14 protein-coding genes are annotated in these 17,799 nt (G+C 74.9%); 10 read left to right on the forward strand and 4 right to left on the reverse strand.

The genetic code is table 11. The annotated features are described in order from the left end of the window. The first annotated feature begins 1,925 nt into the window (after positions 1-1,925). The 9 genes from ACFPK1_RS25140 (at position 1,926) to ACFPK1_RS25180 (ending at position 13,272) form a co-directional block, all read left to right on the forward strand. The gene (locus ACFPK1_RS25140; protein WP_378023706.1) at positions 1,926-4,052 is read left to right on the forward strand and encodes a maltotransferase domain-containing protein; all 2,127 of its coding nucleotides are present in this window, start codon (positions 1,926-1,928) and stop codon (positions 4,050-4,052) included. Positions 4,053-4,115: 63 nt separating this feature from the next. Beyond that, entirely contained in the window at positions 4,116-4,676 is a 561-nt protein-coding gene (locus ACFPK1_RS25145; RefSeq protein WP_378023688.1) for an FxsA family protein, read from the forward strand. A gap of 55 nt (positions 4,677-4,731) precedes the next feature. Beyond that, on the forward strand, positions 4,732-6,534 hold the full coding sequence (gene treS, locus ACFPK1_RS25150) for a maltose alpha-D-glucosyltransferase (RefSeq protein WP_378023689.1): 1,803 nt from the start codon (positions 4,732-4,734) through the stop codon (positions 6,532-6,534). Further along, positions 6,534-7,988, forward strand: a complete 1,455-nt coding sequence (locus tag ACFPK1_RS25155) for a maltokinase N-terminal cap-like domain-containing protein (protein ID WP_378023690.1) — start codon at positions 6,534-6,536, stop codon at positions 7,986-7,988. The genes treS and ACFPK1_RS25155 overlap by 1 nt, the downstream gene beginning before the upstream one ends. Positions 7,989-8,285: 297 nt before the next feature. Continuing rightward, positions 8,286-8,468 carry a hypothetical protein gene (locus tag ACFPK1_RS25160; RefSeq protein WP_378023691.1) on the forward strand — a complete coding sequence of 61 codons (183 nt, stop codon included), beginning with the start codon at positions 8,286-8,288 and terminating at the stop codon, positions 8,466-8,468. A 21-nt stretch (positions 8,469-8,489) separates the two neighbouring features. After that, positions 8,490-8,852, forward strand: coding sequence for a hypothetical protein (locus tag ACFPK1_RS25165; RefSeq protein WP_378023692.1), 363 nt, complete (start codon positions 8,490-8,492; stop codon positions 8,850-8,852). Between the two features lie 155 nt (positions 8,853-9,007). After that, a complete protein-coding gene (gene glgB / locus ACFPK1_RS25170; RefSeq protein ID WP_378023693.1) occupies positions 9,008-11,233 on the forward strand; it encodes a 1,4-alpha-glucan branching protein GlgB in 2,226 nt (741 codons plus the stop codon). A gap of 50 nt (positions 11,234-11,283) precedes the next feature. Continuing rightward, on the forward strand, positions 11,284-12,666 hold the full coding sequence (locus tag ACFPK1_RS25175; protein ID WP_378023707.1) for a neutral zinc metallopeptidase: 1,383 nt from the start codon (positions 11,284-11,286) through the stop codon (positions 12,664-12,666). 261 nt (positions 12,667-12,927) lie between these two features. Then, positions 12,928-13,272, forward strand: a complete 345-nt coding sequence (locus tag ACFPK1_RS25180; protein ID WP_378023694.1) for a hypothetical protein — start codon at positions 12,928-12,930, stop codon at positions 13,270-13,272. Positions 13,273-13,281: 9 nt separating this feature from the next. Here ACFPK1_RS25180 and ACFPK1_RS25185 read toward each other — a convergent pair whose 3' ends face one another. The 3 genes from ACFPK1_RS25185 to ACFPK1_RS25195 all read right to left on the reverse strand — a co-directional run bounded on the left by ACFPK1_RS25185 (position 13,282) and on the right by ACFPK1_RS25195 (position 16,310). Then, on the reverse strand, positions 13,282-14,856 hold the full coding sequence (locus ACFPK1_RS25185; RefSeq protein WP_378023695.1) for an HD domain-containing phosphohydrolase: 1,575 nt from the start codon (positions 14,854-14,856) through the stop codon (positions 13,282-13,284). A gap of 97 nt (positions 14,857-14,953) precedes the next feature. Continuing rightward, on the reverse strand, positions 14,954-15,904 hold the full coding sequence (locus ACFPK1_RS25190) for a tetratricopeptide repeat protein (protein ID WP_378023696.1): 951 nt from the start codon (positions 15,902-15,904) through the stop codon (positions 14,954-14,956). Between the two features lie 88 nt (positions 15,905-15,992). Further along, positions 15,993-16,310, reverse strand: a complete 318-nt coding sequence (locus tag ACFPK1_RS25195) for a thiamine-binding protein (RefSeq protein WP_378023697.1) — start codon at positions 16,308-16,310, stop codon at positions 15,993-15,995. Positions 16,311-16,353: 43 nt separating this feature from the next. Between ACFPK1_RS25195 and ACFPK1_RS25200 the strand changes: the two genes are divergently transcribed. Next, positions 16,354-16,857, forward strand: a complete 504-nt coding sequence (locus ACFPK1_RS25200) for a MarR family winged helix-turn-helix transcriptional regulator (RefSeq protein ID WP_378023698.1) — start codon at positions 16,354-16,356, stop codon at positions 16,855-16,857. Here ACFPK1_RS25200 and ACFPK1_RS25205 read toward each other — a convergent pair. Continuing rightward, positions 16,833-17,799: ATP-binding cassette domain-containing protein (locus ACFPK1_RS25205; RefSeq protein ID WP_378023699.1), on the reverse strand; the 967-nt coding region annotated here is incomplete at its 5' end. The two genes, ACFPK1_RS25200 and ACFPK1_RS25205, sit on opposite strands and share 25 nt — an antisense overlap.

The following is a 17,799-nucleotide window of genomic DNA, read 5'->3' on the forward strand; positions in this document are numbered from 1 at the left end:
GCGCACCCCCCGACGCGCCGTGCGGCGCCCACCTCCCCTGGATCGATCCCATGACTACGCTGCGTCGCGTGAGCGCGCTGGGGAGATGGTGGCGGTCCGGACGACGGTCGAAGGACGCGGCGAGGGAGGCGGGCGCCCCCCTCGAGCAGCCGACGGAGCCGCCGCGCGACGCGACCGGTGAGCAGCCCGCGGTCGGTTCCGACGGGGCGAGCACGCCGCCGTTCGAGGAGAGCTACGGCGGCTACGACGGACGCCGCGACCCGCACCGCCAGGTGCCGCAGGGCGAGGTCGTCAGCGGCCCGTCGTCCGGGTCCTGGCGCCGGCGGCGTCGCGGCTGGGGGTCCGCCGACGACGTCGAGGTCGGTCCCCCGCCGCCCCCGGACGCGCGCCCGCACGGCCCGACCACCGGGCCCTTCGCCGTGCCCGGCCGCGCCACCGGCCCCACGAGCGGCCCCTTCCCCGCCGCGGGACCGTTCCCCGCGTCCGGCCCGTTCCCCGCGTCCGGACCCGTCGCCCCCACCGGCCCGTACGCCTCGCCCGACCCGACCCACCACCCGGCGTCCGGCCCCTTCCCCCCGCAGACCCCGTCGCACGGGTCCCGGGCCGCCGGCTCCGATGCGCCCGACCTCACCGGCCAGCAGGGACAGCCGGCGCCGAGCCTGCCGCCGTGGCGCCGGCCGGCGACCCCGCCGTGGGGCATCGCCACCGGTCGCCCCTCGGCCTCCCCCTCGCCGACCTCCCGTCGCCCGTCCGCATCGACTCCGCCCGTTGCGGGTAGCGGACCGGACATGAGTTCGTCGTCGGACCGCGGACCCGAGCAGACCTCCGGGCACGCGGCGTCCCCGACCACGCCGTCCGAGACGTCGGCGCCGTCGGCCTCGCCGGTGCCGCCGGCGGTGCCCGACGCGCCCGCGACGCCGTCGGCGTCGTCCCCGGGCTCGCCCTCGGACCCGGCCCCCCGCCCCGGTGACCTCGACGCCACGCCGGCCTCCGACCCGTCGTGGTTCACGCCGCGGACGCCCTACGCCCCGTTCGCCGACGACGCCGCCGGTGCCGACGCCCGGCCGGACGAGGCGGCGGACGACCCGGTCACCACCGCGATCCCGCCCACGAGCATCGACACCCCGCCGAGCGAGACCGGGTCCGCCGACACCGCGCCCGCCGACACCGCGCCCGCCGACACCGCGCCCGCCGACACCGCGCCCGCCGACACCGCCCCCGCCGACACCGCACCCGCCGCCCGCGACCGTGGCGACAGCTGGCGCGCCGCCGCGGCGGGCGCGGCCGGGCTCGGCGTCGCCGGCGCCGCCGCCGGTGCCGCCGGGGCGTTCGGGCACGCGGACGACGACCGTGGGTCCACCGCTCCCGCCGCCTCGGCGGGCACCTCGCGTCCGGGCACGCCCTGGGCGCCGCCGCCCGCGCGGCCGTCGTCGTCCTCGACACCCCCCACGCCGCCGGCGCCCTCGACGTCGTCCGACGGCGGGGCCCTCGACGGCACCTCGGAATCCGTGTCCCCGGGACACGGGTCCACCGACCCGACCGGCACCGCCAGCGCCGGCACCCCGAGCGCCGGCACCCCCGACGACGGCACCTCGGAACCCGTGTCCCCGGGACACGGGTCCGCCGACCCGACCGACACCCCGAGCGACGACGACCCGCTCGGCATCGGTCCGCTGCCCGTCGACGAGGACACCCACGTCCACCACAGCGTCGCCCCCGACCAGGACGACGCCGACAGCGCCGGCGGCGCGGACGTCCCGGCCGAGGAGCCGGCGGGTGCCCCGTCGATCGACTCGGGCGCGGTGTCGCCCGAGGTCGCAGCCCCGGTCACGGCCACCGAGCCGGAGCCGGAGCCGGAGCCCGAGCCGGAGCCCCAGCCCGAGCCGGTCACCACCGCCCCCGGCCCCCGGCCGACCACGCCCGGCATCCCCGCCGACGCGGTCGACCGCCACGCGCTCCCGCAGGGCCGCATCGGCATCGACGACGTGACCCCCGAGGTCTCCGGCGGCCGGTTCCCGTCGAAGGCGGTGGTGGGCGAGGTCGTGCCGGTGTCCGCCACCGTCTGGCGCGAGGGCCACGACGCGGTCGCGGCGACGCTCGTGTGGCAGCGCTGCGCCGCGGCGAGCCACGGCCAGGCGCCCGACGCCGCCATCCCCTGCGGCGACGAGGCGCCGCGCAGCACCAGGATGACGCCGACCGGCCCGCTCACCGACCGGTTCGCCGGCCAGGTCGTGCCCGACGCCGAGGGGCTGTGGAGCTTCCGGGTCGACGCCTGGAGCGACCCGTGGGCGACGTGGCGTCACGCCGTCGACGTCAAGACCCGCGCCGGTCAGGGGGCCGCGGAGCTCGCCAACGACCTCGAGTCCGGCGCGCGCCTGCTCGAGCGGGGCGCCGAGGGCATCCAGCAGCGGCTGCGCGACACCCCGCGGCACGCGGAGGCCGACCCGGCCACCGAGCGCACCGGCGGGATCGCGATGCCGCCCGCCCTCGAGCTCGCCCGCACGCTGACCAGGGCCGCCGAGCAGCTCCGCGACACCGGCACCGAGCTGCCCGAGCGCCTCCGCCTCGCGCTGTCGGTGCCGGTGCACCGCACGATGACCGAGCACCCCGTCCGCGAGCTGGTGACCCGGGGCGAGACCCACCACGTCCAGGTCGAGCGCTCGCTCGCGCTGGCCGGGTCCTGGTACGAGTTCTTCCCCCGCTCCACCGGCGGGTGGGACGACGAGGGCCGCCCGGTGCACGGCACCTTCGCCACCGCGACCCGCGAGCTCGACCGCGCCGCCGCCATGGGCTTCGACATCGCGTACCTGCCGCCGATCCACCCGGTGGGCACGGTCAACCGCAAGGGACCGAACAACACGCTCACCCCGGGCCCGGAGGACGTCGGCTCCCCGTGGGCGATCGGCTCGGCCGCGGGCGGGCACGACGCGATCGACCCGAACCTCGGCACCATCGAGGACTTCGACGCGTTCGTCGCGCACGCCCACGAGCTGGGCCTCGAGGTGGCGCTCGACCTCGCGCTGCAGTGCGCGCCGGACCACCCCTGGGCCGCCGAGCACCCGGAGTGGTTCACGATCCGCCCCGACGGGACCATCGCGTACGCCGAGAACCCGCCGAAGAAGTACCAGGACATCTACCCGGTCAACTTCGACACCGACCCCGAGGGCATCTACGCCGAGGTCCTGCGGGTCGTCCTGTACTGGATGGACCACGGGGTCCGCGTGTTCCGGGTCGACAACCCGCACACCAAGCCGCCGGACTTCTGGAACTGGCTGATCGCCGAGGTGCACCGGCGCGACCCGGGCGTGGTGTTCCTGGCCGAGGCGTTCACCCGCCCGGCGCGGCTGTTCGGGCTCGCGAAGGCCGGGTTCAGCCAGTCGTACACCTACTTCACGTGGCGCACCGGGCGCGACGAGCTGCGCGAGTTCTTCGAGATGCACCGCGACCGGCTCGACGAGTGCCGACCGAACTGCTTCGTCAACACCCCGGACATCCTCCACGAGTCGCTGCAGGTCGGCGGCCCGGGCATGTTCGCGCTGCGGGCGGCGCTGGCGGCCACGCTGTCGCCGAGCTGGGGCGTCTACGCGGGCTTCGAGCTCTTCGAGCACCAGCCGGTGCGCCCCGGCAGCGAGGAGTACCTCGACTCGGAGAAGTACCAGCTGCGCCCCCGCGACTTCGCGGGCGCGCTGGCCGAGGGCCGCAGCCTCGAGCCGTGGATCACGCGGCTCAACCAGCTGCGCCGCGACCACCCGGCCCTGCGCCAGCTGCGGACGCTGCGCTTCCACGAGACCGACAACGAGGCGCTGCTCGCCTACTCGAAGACCGACCCGCACACCGGGGACACGGTGCTGTGCGTCGTCACGCTCAACCCGTTCGGGGTCGAGGAGGGCAACGTCCACCTCGACATGCCGGCGCTGGGCCTGGAGTGGCAGGACCGCTTCGGGGCGTTCGACGAGGTCAGCGGGCAGACCTTCGAGTGGGGCGAGACGAACTACGTGCGCATCGAGCCCTGGCGCGACGTCTGCCACATCATCTCGGTGCTGCGGCGCTGACAGGGAAGTCGGGCGCTTCGGGCACGATCGGGGGCTCTCGCGCGTTGGACACCGTGAGAGCCCTTGGAGGTCACCGTGCGCATCCTCGTCGCCCTCGCGGTCTACCTGGCCGTCGAGATCACCGTGCTGGTCGTGGTCGGCCAGGCGATCGGGTTCTGGGGCCTGCTCGGGGTGCTGGTGCTCTCGGCGGTCGTCGGGGCGTGGGCCATCCGCCGTGAGGGTCGCCGGTCGATGGCGACGCTGGTCGACGCGGCCCGCAACGGCCGCCCGGCCGAGGCCGAGGTCGCCGACGGCATGTACGTCGCGCTCGCCGGGGTCCTGCTGGTCGTCCCGGGCCTGCTGTCCACGCTCGCGGCGCTGGTCCTGCTGGTCCCGCCGGTGCGCGGCGCCCTCGCGCGCCGGGCCGCCGAGCGGGCCGTCCGGGCCGGCAGCGCGCGCGTCGGGCCGTCGGTCACCGTGGTCGGTGCGGGCGGGCCCGGGGCGTGGGGCGCCGATCCGTGGGGCACCCGCCACGCGGGTGGCCCCGGTCGGCTGGACACGGGTTCGTTCCGCGGCACGGTCATCGAGGGCGAGGTCGTCGATGACCCCGGTCACGATCGGGACGGGCGTCGAGACGCCACCTGACCGATGCCCGCCCGGGGCACCGGAGCCGAGCCCCCGACCACTAGCGTGACGCCTGATGAACGAGGGAGTCAGCGCGAGCATCACCGCCGCGCCGAGCGATGAGGACCACGTCCGCGACGTCACCGAGGACCACGGCGCCTCGGCCGTCGAGGAACCCAGCGCCGACGACTTCCGACATGCGCGGACGCTGCCCGTCGACGACGACTGGTACAAGCGCGCCGTCTTCTACGAGGTACTCGTCCGCGCCTTCGCCGACTCGAACCGCGACGGTTTCGGCGACCTCTCCGGGCTCACCGACAAGCTCGACTACCTCGCCTGGCTCGGCGTCGACTGCATCTGGCTGCCCCCGTTCTACGACTCCCCCCTGCGCGACGGCGGCTACGACATCCGCGACTACCGCAAGGTGCTGCCGGAGTTCGGGACGGTCGCGGACTTCGTCGAGCTCCTCGACCAGGCGCACGCCCGCGGGATCCGCGTGATCACCGACCTGGTCATGAACCACACGTCGGACCAGCACCACTGGTTCCAGGAGTCGCGCCGCGACCCGGACGGGCCGTACGGCGACTTCTACGTGTGGTCCGACGACGACACCCGCTACGCCGACGCGCGCATCATCTTCGTCGACACCGAGTCTTCCAACTGGACCTACGACTCGGTGCGCGGCCAGTTCTACTGGCACCGCTTCTTCTCCCACCAGCCGGACCTCAACTTCGACAACCCGGCCGTGTGCGAGGCGATGATCGACGCGCTGCGGTTCTGGCTCGACCTCGGGATCGACGGCTTCCGCCTCGACGCCGTGCCCTACCTCTACGAGCGCGACGGCACGAACGGCGAGAACCTCCCCGAGACCCACGCGTTCCTCAAGCGCTGCCGCAAGGTGGTCGACGACGAGTACCCGGGGCGCGTGCTGCTCGCCGAGGCCAACCAGTGGCCCGCCGACGTCGTCGAGTACTTCGGCGACGCCGAGGTCGGCGGCGACGAGTGCCACATGGCGTTCCACTTCCCGCTGATGCCGCGCATCTTCATGGCGGTGCGGCGCGAGTCGCGGTTCCCGATCTCGGAGATCCTCGCGCAGACGCCGGCGATCCCGGAGAACGCGCAGTGGGGCATCTTCCTGCGCAACCACGACGAGCTGACGCTCGAGATGGTGACCGACGACGAGCGCGACTACATGTACGCGGAGTACGCCAAGGACCCGCGCATGAAGGCCAACATCGGCATCCGCCGGCGCCTGGCCCCGCTGCTCGAGAACGACCGCAACCAGCTCGAGCTGTTCACCGCGCTGCTGCTCTCGCTGCCCGGCAGCCCCGTCCTGTACTACGGCGACGAGATCGGGATGGGCGACAACATCTGGCTCGGCGACCGCGACGGCGTGCGCAGCCCGATGCAGTGGACGCCCGACCGCAACGCGGGCTTCTCCACGTGCGACCCGGGCCGGCTCAACCTCCCGATCATCATGGACCCGGTCTACGGCTACCAGGCCGTGAACGTCGAGGCGCAGTCGAACTCGACGGCGAGCCTGCTGCACTGGAACCGGCGGATGATCGACATTCGCAAGCAGCACCCCGCCTTCGGGCTCGGGGACTTCCACGAGCTCGGCGGGTCGAACCCCAGCGTGCTCGCCTACGTGCGCGAGCACGTGGACGCCGACGGCCACCGCGACGTGGTGCTCTGCGTGAACAACATGTCGCGCTTCCCCCAGCCGGTGGAGCTCGACCTCATCGCGTGGAAGGACCGGGTGCCCACGGAGCTCACGGGGGGTGTGCCGTTCCCGGCGATCGGGGAACTGCCGTACCTGTTGACCCTGCCAGGACACGGCTTCTACTGGTTCGCCATCCACGAGGCCGAGGAGCGCTGATGCCCGCCACGAGCTCGCCCGACGCCCATCCCGCCGACCCGCTCGCCGGTCTGCACGACGCCCTGCTCGCCTGGCTGCCGTCCCAACGGTGGTTCCCGGCGAAGGGGCGCGAGGTCGCGGGCCTGCGCACGGTCGGCCACGCGGTGGTCTCCGCGCCCGGCGAGACGCCGACGGTCGAGCACGCGGTGATCGCGGTGTCGTTCGCCGACGCCTCGGGCGGGAGCGCCGAGGAGCGCTACCAGCTGGTGCTGGGCGTGCAGTCGAGCCCGCCCGCGGACGTCGAGTACGCGGTCATCGGGCGTCGCCGGAACGAGGAGGGCGGCGACGACGTCGTCTACGACGGCCTCGCCGACGGGCGGATCAGCCGCCTGTTCCTGTCGCTGATCACCGAGAACGCGACGCGCGGACCGCTGCGCTTCGTCGCCGAGCCCGGCACCGAGGCGCCCATCGTGGGGCCCGGCCGGCCGCTGATCGGCGAGCAGTCGAACAGCTCGGTGATCTACGGCGAGCGCGCCATCATGAAGCTGTTCCGGCGGGCGACCGCCGGTCTCAACCCCGACCTGGAGCTGCACCGGGCGCTCGGCCGGCAGGGCAGCCGGGAGGTCGCGCCGCTGCTCGGCGCGATCGAGGGCGAGCTGGACGGCGAGCCGATGACCGTCGCCATGCTGCAGAGCTACGCGTCGAACTCCGCCGACGGCTGGTCGATGGCGCAGGCCAGCGTGCGCGACCTGCTCGCCGAGGCCGACCTGCGTCCCGACGAGGTCGGCGGCGACTTCGCCGGCGAGGCCCACCGGATCGGCAAGACCGTCGCCGCCGTGCACCTCGAGCTGGCCGCCGCGCTGGGCACGCAGCCCCTCGACGCCCGCGGCGCGTCCGACATCGAGGCCTGGATGCTCGAGCGCCTCGACCGTGCCGCGGCCGCCGTGCCGGGCGTCGCCGAGCAGCGCGACGCGATCGCCGACGTCCTGCGCGGCGTGACGGCGGCCGAGCCGTCGAGCCTGCAGCGCATCCACGGCGACCTGCACCTGGGCCAGGAGCTGCGCACGCCCACGGGCTGGCTCGTCATCGACTTCGAGGGCGAGCCGTCGAAGTCCCTCGCCGACCGGGTGCGTCCCGACTCCCCGATGCGCGACGTCGCCGCGATGCTGCGCTCGTTCGACTACGCCGCGTTCCACCAGCTCTCGGAGTGGGAGCAGTCCGCGGACGACCCCGACCCGCAGCTCGAGCGCCGCGCGCAGGAGTGGGCCGACCGCAACCGGTCGGCGTTCTGCGACGGCTACGCCGAGGTCACCGGCACCGACCCGCGCGACGCCCCGGAGCTGCTGCGGGCCTACGAGCTGGACAAGGCCGTGTACGAGGTGCTCTACGAGACCCGCAACCGGCCGAGCTGGGTGTCGATCCCGCTGCGCTCGATGCGCCGCCTGCTCACGCCCGCGGGGCGCGGCGAGCGCTGACCGCACGACACCCGTACGGCGGCCGCCCTGAGAGAGCCGGGACGGCGAACCCGTTCACGAGTGCAAAGAGCACGCTGATTCGACACCCGGCGCTGCGTGCCCTCGCCGACGATCGTCTCTGTCGGTAGGGCTCGGCAGGAGGGAGCGGCTCGTGCAGCGGTGGTGTCTCCGCCTCGGCCTCCTGGTCGCCGTCGGCATCGGCCCCGTGGCCTCGATGCCCGCCGTAGCGGTGGCGGCTCCCGCGTCGCCGCCGTGGTCCGGTCCCCACAGGTCACCAGGTCCGAGGGCGGGCAGTGGGTGCACGAGAAGGACGCGATCCTGACGCGGCTCTTCGGCGACTCCGAGACGGTGACGGTCCGGGTGGTGCTCAATTACGGTGGCTGGTCGGGAGAAGGACCTCAGGGCGTGGTGACGGCCTACTGCGTGGGTTTCATGGGCCCGTGTCCCGACTGGATCAACCAGGCTTTTGCGATCGACTAGGGACGGTTGACCGTCATGACCATGACCTACACCACCGCGACGGCCGAGTGGGCGGCCGACGTCGCCCACCACCTGCGTCGGTTCGCCGGCTCAGGTGTCCCGGCCATCGACGACCTGAGGGTGTCGGACGCACCGGCCGTGCTCGTGCGCTACCACCTCGGCGAGGACCGGCTCGCGGTGCGGTTCGGCCGACTCGACCGGGATCCCACGTCGTGGGAGGCGCCCACGGACTCCGAACACCTCGCCTCGAACCTCCTGCACGTCCTGCACGCCCCGGACGATCTCGAGTGGACCGACCCGGACGGCTACCGCTGGTGGGGCGACGAGCCGAACGACGGGTGGGCGTCGGTGGCCACCGAGGGTCGGGCGGTCAGCGCGCGCTGACCCTGCCGGCGGACCGCGGGCCCGGCCCGCGATCACCTCGGCGATCGTGGGTACCTGTACCGGTGACGCCGACTCCCCGGGCGACCCCGGTACGGTCGACAGGCCTCGACGCGGTCGGCGTGGAGCAGGCCCCGTCTCGTAGCAGGAGTGTGTGCATGTCCGTCCCCGGTAGCCGAGTCCGCGGGCCCGCGTCGCCGACCCCCTCGGACCTCGACGTCCACCTGCTGATGGAGGGCTCGCACCGCGACCCGCACGGGGTGCTCGGCCCGCACCGGGACCCCGAGTCGCCGGGCACGGTGATCGTGCGCGCGCTGCGCCCCGGCGCGGACGCGGTCGACGTGGTCATCGACGACGGCCCGACCGCCGGGCGCTACCCGCTGGCCGAGGTCCACGCGGCGGGCGTGTTCGCCGCCGGCGTGCCCGGCCCGCTGCCGCGCTACCGGCTCGCGACGCGGCGCACCGACGAGGCCACCGGCGAGACCGTCGAGACGATCGCCGACGACCCGTACCGGTTCTCGCCGGTGCTGGGTCCCGTCGACCTGCACCTCATCGGCGAGGGGCGCCACGAGCGGCTCTGGGACGCCCTGGGCGCCCACTTCCGCCGCTGGCCGACGCCCGCCGGCCCCGTCGAGGGCACCTCGTTCGCGGTGTGGGCGCCCCACGCCCGCGGCGTGCGCGTGTGCGGCGACTGGGACGGCTGGGACGGCACGGCCACCCCGATGCGCGCGCTCGGCTCCGGCGTCTGGGAGCTGTTCGTGCCGGGCATCGGCGACGGCGCCCGCTACGGGTTCCGCATCCTCTCCCCGGACGGCCACTGGCTCGACAAGGCCGACCCGATGGCCTTCGCCGCCGACCTGCCGCCCGCGCCCGCGTCCGTGGTCACCACCTCGACCCACGAGTGGACCGACCAGGAGTGGATGACGCGGCGCGCCGCGTCGACGCCGCACAGCGAGCCGATGAGCGTCTACGAGCTGCACCTCGGGTCGTGGCGCCAGGGGCTGGGCTACCGCGAGCTCGCCGAGGAGCTCGCCGACTACCTCACCGAGACCGGGTTCACCCACGTCGAGCTGCTGCCCGTCGCCGAGCACCCGTTCGGCGGCTCGTGGGGCTACCAGGTCAGCTCGTACTACGCGCCGACCTCGCGCTTCGGCTCCCCCGACGACTTCCGGTACTTCGTCGACCGGCTGCACCGCGCCGGCATCGGCGTCATCGTCGACTGGGTGCCGGCGCACTTCCCCAAGGACGAGTGGGCGCTGGCGCACTTCGACGGCACGCCCTGCTACGAGCACGGCGACCCGCGCCGTGGCGAGCAGCTCGACTGGGGCACGCTCGTGTTCGACTTCGGGCGCTCGCAGGTCCGCAACTTCCTCGTGGCCAACGCCCTGTACTGGCTCGACGAGTTCCACGTCGACGGCCTGCGCGTCGACGCCGTGGCCTCGATGCTCTACCTCGACTACTCGCGCTCCGAGTGGACCCCCAACCGCTACGGCGGGCGCGAGAACCTCGAGGCGGTGTCGTTCCTCCAGGAGGTCAACGCCACCGTCTACAAGAGCTTCCCGAGCGTCGTGACGATCGCCGAGGAGTCGACGGCGTGGCCCGGCGTCACCCGGCCCACCCACCTGGGCGGGCTCGGGTTCGGGTTCAAGTGGAACATGGGCTGGATGCACGACACGCTCGACTACATCGGGCGCGACCCCGTGCACCGCAGCTACCACCACAACCAGATGACGTTCTCGATGACGTACGCGTACAGCGAGAACTACGTGCTGCCGCTGTCGCACGACGAGGTGGTGCACGGCAAGGGCTCGCTGTGGACGCGCCAGCCCGGCGACGACGAGCGCAAGGCCGCGGGCGTGCGGGCCCTGTTCGGCTACATGTGGGCCCACCCCGGCAAGCAGCTGATCTTCATGGGCGGCGAGTTCGGCCAGGTGCGCGAGTGGTCCGAGGAGCGCTCGCTCGACTGGGAGCTGCTCGACGACCCGCGCCACGGCGGGCTGCGCCGGCTGGTCGGCGACCTCAACGCCGCCTACCGGTCGCTGCACGCGATGTACGAGCTCGACAACGACCCGGCGGGCTTCTCGTGGATCGACGCCAACGACGCGTCGGGCAACGTGCTGTCGTTCGTGCGCCACGACCGGGACGGGAACGCGGTGGCCTGCATCGTCAACTTCTCCGGCTCGGACCACCCGAACTACCGGGTCGGGCTGCCGGCGACGGGGCGGTGGCGAGAGGTCATCAACACCGACGCCGAGGTCTACGGCGGGCGCGGCGTCGGCAACTACGGGGCGGTCATCGCCTCGTCGACGAGCTGGCACGGGCGCCCCGCCTCGGCCGAGGTGACCCTGCCCGCGAACGGCGTCCTCTGGCTCGCGCAGGGGTGACCGGGCGAGTTGCGCGGAACCCCACTCACGGCACACGCGCCCCGGGCATGATGGCGCGCGTGCGGGGGTCGCTGCGGGCGCTGGTCGTGACGTGTGCGGTGCTGGCCGTGCTGGCCGGCTCGGCGTGCGCGTTCCCCGTCGACGGGCGGGCGGTCGCCGGCCCGGAGGTCAGCGCGGGCATCGACCCGTCGTTCATCGGCGGCACCGACGGCAGCGAGGTCGACCGCCTCGCCGCGGCCACCCTGCGCGACCTCGAGGGCTACTGGGCCCGGGAGCTGCCCGCGATCTCGGGCGGCGAGCCGTTCCGCCCGCTCGCCGGCTACTTCTCGGTCGACCCCCGCAACCGGGCGGGAGCTCCGGCCGTGCCGTGCCTGCAGGACCCGCAGGAGGTCCAGGGCACGGCGTTCTACTGCCCGAGCGCCGACATCATCGCCTGGGACCGCGCCGAGCTCCTGCCGCAGCTGCGGCGCGACTTCGGCGACTCCGCCGTCGTCGTGGTGCTCTCCCACGAGTTCGGGCACGCCGTGCAGGGCCGCCTCGACCGCACCGGCGCGCTCCGGGGCGCCCCGACGATCCTGCTCGAGGCCCAGGCCGACTGCTATGCCGGCGTGTTCCTGCGCCAGGTGCGCGACGGCGCGCTGCCCGACCTGCGCACGGGCGCGGCGGGCATCGAGGGGGCGATGGGCGCGCTGATCGGGTTCCGCGACCCCGTGGGCACCTCGCCGCGCAACGCCCAGGCGCACGGCAACGCGTTCGACCGGGTGTCGTCGTTCCAGGACGGGTTCGACGGCGATCCGGCGGTGTGCGCGGCGATCGGGCGCGACCGGGTGTTCACCCAGCAGTCGTTCCGGTCGCAGGACGACGAGAGCTCCGGGGGCAACCTGGGGCTCGCGCCGCTGATCCAGGCGATGGTGCCCGACCTCGACCGCTGGTTCGGCGGCGAGGTCCGCGCGCGCGGCGGGCAGTGGGCGACGCCGGGCACCGAGCGCGACGGGGCGCAGTGCCCGGACGCCGACGGGGCGGTCCAGGGGCCGGTCGCCTGGTGCAGCACGCCGTCAGCGGTACACATCGACACGACGGGCACGCTCGCCGCCGACCACGCCCGCATCGGCGACTACGCCACCGGCACCCTGCTGGCCTCGCGCTTCGGCACGGCGGCGCTCGCCGCGCTCGGCCGCCCGACCACGGGCGCCGAGGGCGGGCGCGCCGCGCTCTGCCTCGCCGGCGCGTACAGCGCCGCGGTCGGCACGGGCACGAGCGGCTTCGCCCTCTCCCCCGGCGACCTCGACGAGTCGGTGACCCTGCTCCTGCGCGAGGACACCGCCTCCCGCGGCACCGACGGCGTCGCCGCCGCGGGCACGGGCTACGAGCGCATCCGCGTCTTCCGCGCCGGCGTCACCGGCGGCACCGACGCCTGCCTGCGCGGGGTCTGAGCGCGCCCGTTGTTGCAGCGAACGGCCTATCGGCGTGCTCAGCTGGACGTTCGCTGCTTCTACGCGCGCGAAGTCCCCGTTGATCACCCGCCGGGAGGCGGGCGCGAGCCGGATCCGTGCCCGGAGATGAGGCGAACGCCCCATGACCGCGGGCCGGGCCCGTTCCTAGCCTTCCCGGACGGACCCCCGGACGGACCCGGTCGGGCCCGTGGACGCGAGGAGGCGGCCACGGCGAAGGTCTCGAAGGACAGTGCGACGACGGTGCAGGACATCGGCATCGGCGAGGTGCGTGAGGAGGTCGTCGACGGGTACGAGGTCAGCTTCCTGGACCTGCGGGAGGCCGCCGACATGGCTCCGCTGCTCGCCGGGCTGCCCGACGACCGCTGCCCCTGCCCCCACTGGGGCTACGTGACCGCGGGCGAGCTGACGTTCACGTTCGCCGACCGCGTCGAGGTCTACCGCGCCGGCGACGCGTTCCACACCCCGCCGGGGCACGCGCCGCGGGCAACGGCGGGCACCTCATGGGTGATGTTCAGCCCCGCCGACGAGGTGGCGCGGGTCAACGAGACGATCCAGCGCAACATGGCGGCCCTGCAGGAGGCGTGAGCCCGGGCCTCACGGCACGGGCTCCTCGTCGGTGAGGAGCCCGTGCTTCGTCGCGAACAGGCCGGCCGCGGCGCGGGTCGACGTGCCGATCTTCGTGTAGATGTGCTCGACGTGGTTCCCCACCGTCTTGGTGGAGATCGTCAAGGATGACGCGATGTCGCGGTTCGTCAGGCCCCTCGCGAGGAGCCGCAGGACCTCCGCCTCCCGGTGCGTGAGCCCGGCCGGGCCCTCGCGGCGGGTCGAGGTGCGGTGCCCCGCGGCCCGGAGCACGGCCTCGACCGTCTCCGCGTCCCGCCGCCCGCGGGCCACGTCACCGCGCAGCTCCTCCGCGGTCGCCTCGCGCGACAGCGGCTCGCGGTAGGGACGCGGCTCCCGCATGGCGCGGTAGGCGTCGGCCGCCCCGAGCAGACGGGAGGTGTGCGGGATCGCCCCGCCCCGCAGGCCGCGCGGGTGCCCGGAGCCGTCGAGCCGCTCACGGTGCGCGACGGCGATCGACCCGAGGCACGCCAGCGACCGGGGCCGTCGGAGCATGCGCTCGGTCACGTAGGGCATCAGCCGCACCCGTTCCCGCTCCCCGGTCCCCAGACGCGCGGGCTTGTCGAGGATCGCGTTCGAGATCGCCAGGCGACCGAAGTCGTGCACGAGCCCCGCCCGGCGCAGCGTGCGCACCTCGTCGGTCGCCAGCCCGAGGTGCGTCCCCGCTGCGGCGACGAGGTCCGCGACGGCCCGCGAGTGCCCCAGGGTGTAGGGCGACTTGAGGTCCACGAAGTCCGCGACGGCCAGGAGTGCGGCGTCGAAGCGCTCCCCGGACAGGACGATCGCCGGGGGCGGCTCGGCGGCGATGACGGCGTCCCACGTGTCGACCGTGTCGAGGTCGGCGACGAGCGCGTCGACGTCGGCGACCACCGCCGCGGCGATCGAGGGGTCGAACTGGCGCCCGCTCTGCCGGCGGGCGAGCGCCTCCACGGCGGCGACGCCGCCGACCCGGTGCGCGACCTCCGTGAACTCGGCGACGGCGACGACACGCGCGGCGACGGGGACGTCCTCCCCCGCCAGCCGCCCGGGCCAGCCCCGGCCGTCCCACTGCTCGTAGGACGCGACGAGCGCTTCCCCGGTCCCGGGGGGCAGCCCCAGCTCATCGGCCAGGGCCCGCGCCAGCGCCGCGTGCTGGGCGATCATGTCGTCGACGTCCTTGTGGCCCGAGACGGCGAACTCCAGCCCCACGCGCAGCCGCTGGAGCAGCGTGTCGCGGCCCGAGCCCAGCCGACGCAAGCCGGCCGCCGTCGCCCGGACGCCGTGCAGGCCGTGGGTGTACTTGTCGGCCTTCAGCGCGATGTCGTCCCCGAACCACTTCGCCTGCTCGTGGGCGTCGGAGTGGCACCCGACGTTCACCAGCAGCGCCGTGTAGTAGACGGCCACCCGCGCGTCCTCGTCGAGGTCGAGGCGCTCCGCGAGCCGCAGCGCGATCAGGCACTGCCGGAGGACGTGCTCCACCGGCTGGCCGAACCCGAGGTCGATGCCCAGTGACAACGCACCGAGGATCTCCGCCAGCCGGGCGTCCCCGGCCTGCGCGCTCTCACCCATCGGACGCTCCTCGCCACGGCGTACCCCGCCGGTGCGGCGCCAGGCCGCACGTCGAGCATCCTCGCCCCGCACCGGCCCGTCACGGGTGCGGGGCGGCTCAGTACAGCGCGCGGGCCAGGGCCCGGCGCGCCGTGGTGACGCGCTCGTCCTCGGTGCCGAAGAGCTCGAACAGCTCGACGAGGTGGGTCCGCGCGCGGTCGCGGTCGTCGCCGGCGGTGCGGGCCACGGTCTGCACGAGCCGGTCGAACGCCCCGGTGACGTCCTGCGCGGCGACCTGGGCATCGGCGGCGGCGATCTGCGCGTCGACGTCGTCGGGGGCGGCGTCGGCGCGGGCGATCGCGGACGGGTCGGCCGACTCGGCGCGCTCCAGGAACCTGACCTGCGCCAGCGCGGCCTGCGCCTCGGCGTTGGTCGGCTCGCTCGCGAGGATCTGCTCGTAGGCGGCCGCGGCTCCCGCGTAGTCGCCCTGCTCGAGGGCCTCCTCGGCCGCGACGAACCGCGGGTCCTCGGGCTCCTCGACGGGCTCCGCGCCGCCCTGGGCGCCGGCGCGCGCCTCGGCCTCGGCGATCCCCGGCATCTGCTCGCGCAGGGCGTCGAGCAGCTGGCCGATCCACTCGCGGAGCTGGGGCTCGGGCTGGGCGCCCTGGAAGGACGTGACGGGCTGGCCGCCCGCGACCACGACCACCATCGGGATCGACTGCACCTGGAACGCCTGCGAGATGCGCGGGTTCGCGTCGACGTCGATCTTCGCGAGCACCCACGCGCCCCCGCCCTCGGCGGCGAGCTTCTCGAGCACCGGGGACAGCTGCTTGCACGGCTGGCACCACTCGGCCCAGAGGTCGACGACCACCGGCACGGTCATCGACCGCTCGATGACGTCGGACTGGAAGCTCGCCTCGGTGACGTCGACGACGGTGACCGGCGCGCCTCCGGGGGCGGCGCCGTCGGCCGGCGGCGCGGCGGCGCCCGGGGCGCCGCCCGGCGATCCCGAGGGCGGCCGGGCCTCGGCCCGTGCCTTCAGACCGGAGAGGTCGACGGCTCCGGCCATCGCGGACGAGAGTGCAGCGGCCTGTGCGGCCTGGCGGGAATCGGGTCGAGCCACGGGTCAAGTCTGCCACTTGCGTGACGCAGGCGACTCAGCCCTGCAACCGCTCCTCGACGCGCGCGACCTTCGCCTGCATCTGACCGGTGTGGCCGGGCCGGATGTCGGCCTTCAGCACGAGCGAGACCCGCGAGCCGTAGCGCCCGGCCGCCTCGGTGGCGCGGCGCACGACGTCCATGACCTCGTCCCACTCGCCCTCGACCGAGGTGAACATCGACGAGGTCTCGTGCGGCAGGCCGGACGCGCGCACCACGCGGACCGCGGCCGCGACCGCTTCGGAGACCGATCCGTCGTCCGCCGGGGATCCGTCGACGCCGACACCGGACGGGGACACGCTGAACGCCACGATCACGGGGCCCAGCGTGCCACGCGGCTTTGTTAGATTCGCCCATGTCATGACCGCTTCCACGCCGCTGCCGTTCGACCCGATCGCGCGGGCCGCGTCGCTGTGGCACGAGCGGATCGGCGAGCCGCGGGCGATGGCGGCCGTCACGAGCATCATGCGGGTCCAGCAGATCCTCCAGCAGGCCGTGGACTCCGCCCTGCGCCCGCACGGGCTGACGTTCGCGCGCTACGAGGCGCTGGTGCTGCTGCGGTTCGCGCGGTCCGGGTCGCTGCCCATGCGGATCATGGGCGAGCGGCTGCAGCTGCACCCGACGTCGATCACCAACATCGTCGACCGCCTCCAGGGCTCGGACCTCGTGGTCCGCCGCCCGCACCCCACCGACGGCCGCACGACGCTCGTGGAGATCACCGCGGCCGGCCGCGAGCTGTGCGCGGCGGCGACGGCGTCGGTCACCGCGATCGAGTTCGGGCTCGTGGGGCTCGACGACGAGCAGACGCAGGCGCTCACCGACCTCCTGGCCCGCGTGCGTCACGCCGCCGGCGACTTCGCCTGAGCCGGTTGTCGCTCGCCGCCCGCGAGGTGGCGGACCTCGTCGACGAGGTCCATCCCCTCGCCCCGGTGCGCGAGCAGGACGACGGTCCGGCCGGCGGAGGCGTCGAGGAGGTCGGCGACCAGCGCCTCGGCGGTCGCCGGGTCCAGGCCCTCGGTGGGCTCGTCGAGCACGAGCACGGCGGGATCGACGAGCAGCGCGCGGGCGGCGGCGAGGCGCCGGCGCTCGCCCCCGGACACCGATCCGGCGCCGAGCCACGTGTCGAGACCGTCGGGCAGCCCGGCGAACCAGGCCCCGAGGCGGACCCGCTCGAGGACGGCGAGGAGCCGCGCGTCGTCGGCGCCCGGCGCGGCGAAGCGGAGGTTCTCGCGCAGGGTCGTCGCGAAGACGTGGTCGTGCTCGCCGACGAGGGCCACGGCGCGGCGCCAGACGTCGCCGGGAACCGTCGCGGCGTCGACCCCGCCGAGGGTCACCGTGCCGCTCCGGGGGTCGAGCAGGCGCAGCAGCACCGCGGCCAGGGTCGACTTGCCCGAGCCCGACGCCCCGGTGATCCCGAGGCGATGACCGGCGGGCAGGTCGAGGTCGAGGCCGCGCAGGGCGGGCTCGGCGCCCCAGCCCGCGGTGACGTCGTGGAGGTGCAGGTCGCGGCCGGCGGGCGTCGCGGGGTGGGCGGGGTGGGCGGGCTCGCGCGCCGGCGGGGTGGGCGCGCCGAGGGCGTGCAGGCGGGCGCGGGCCCGCCGCCGCCGGACCAGCGCGGCGTCGGCCGCCGGGAGGGCGAGGACGGTCTCGCCGAGCGCCAGCGGCGCGAGCACCACGGCGGCGGCGAGCACCGCGTACCCGCTCGCGGGCGCGGCCAGCGCGGCGGCGACCGCGGCGACCCCCAGCCCCAGCTGCGCCAGGGCGACCGCGGCGGCGCCCCCGGCGGTGTCGCGGCGCCGGGCGCGG

Origin of the sequence: Actinomycetospora rhizophila (assembly GCF_042657905.1) — a bacterium.
Lineage (GTDB): Bacteria > Actinomycetota > Actinomycetes > Mycobacteriales > Pseudonocardiaceae > Actinomycetospora > Actinomycetospora rhizophila.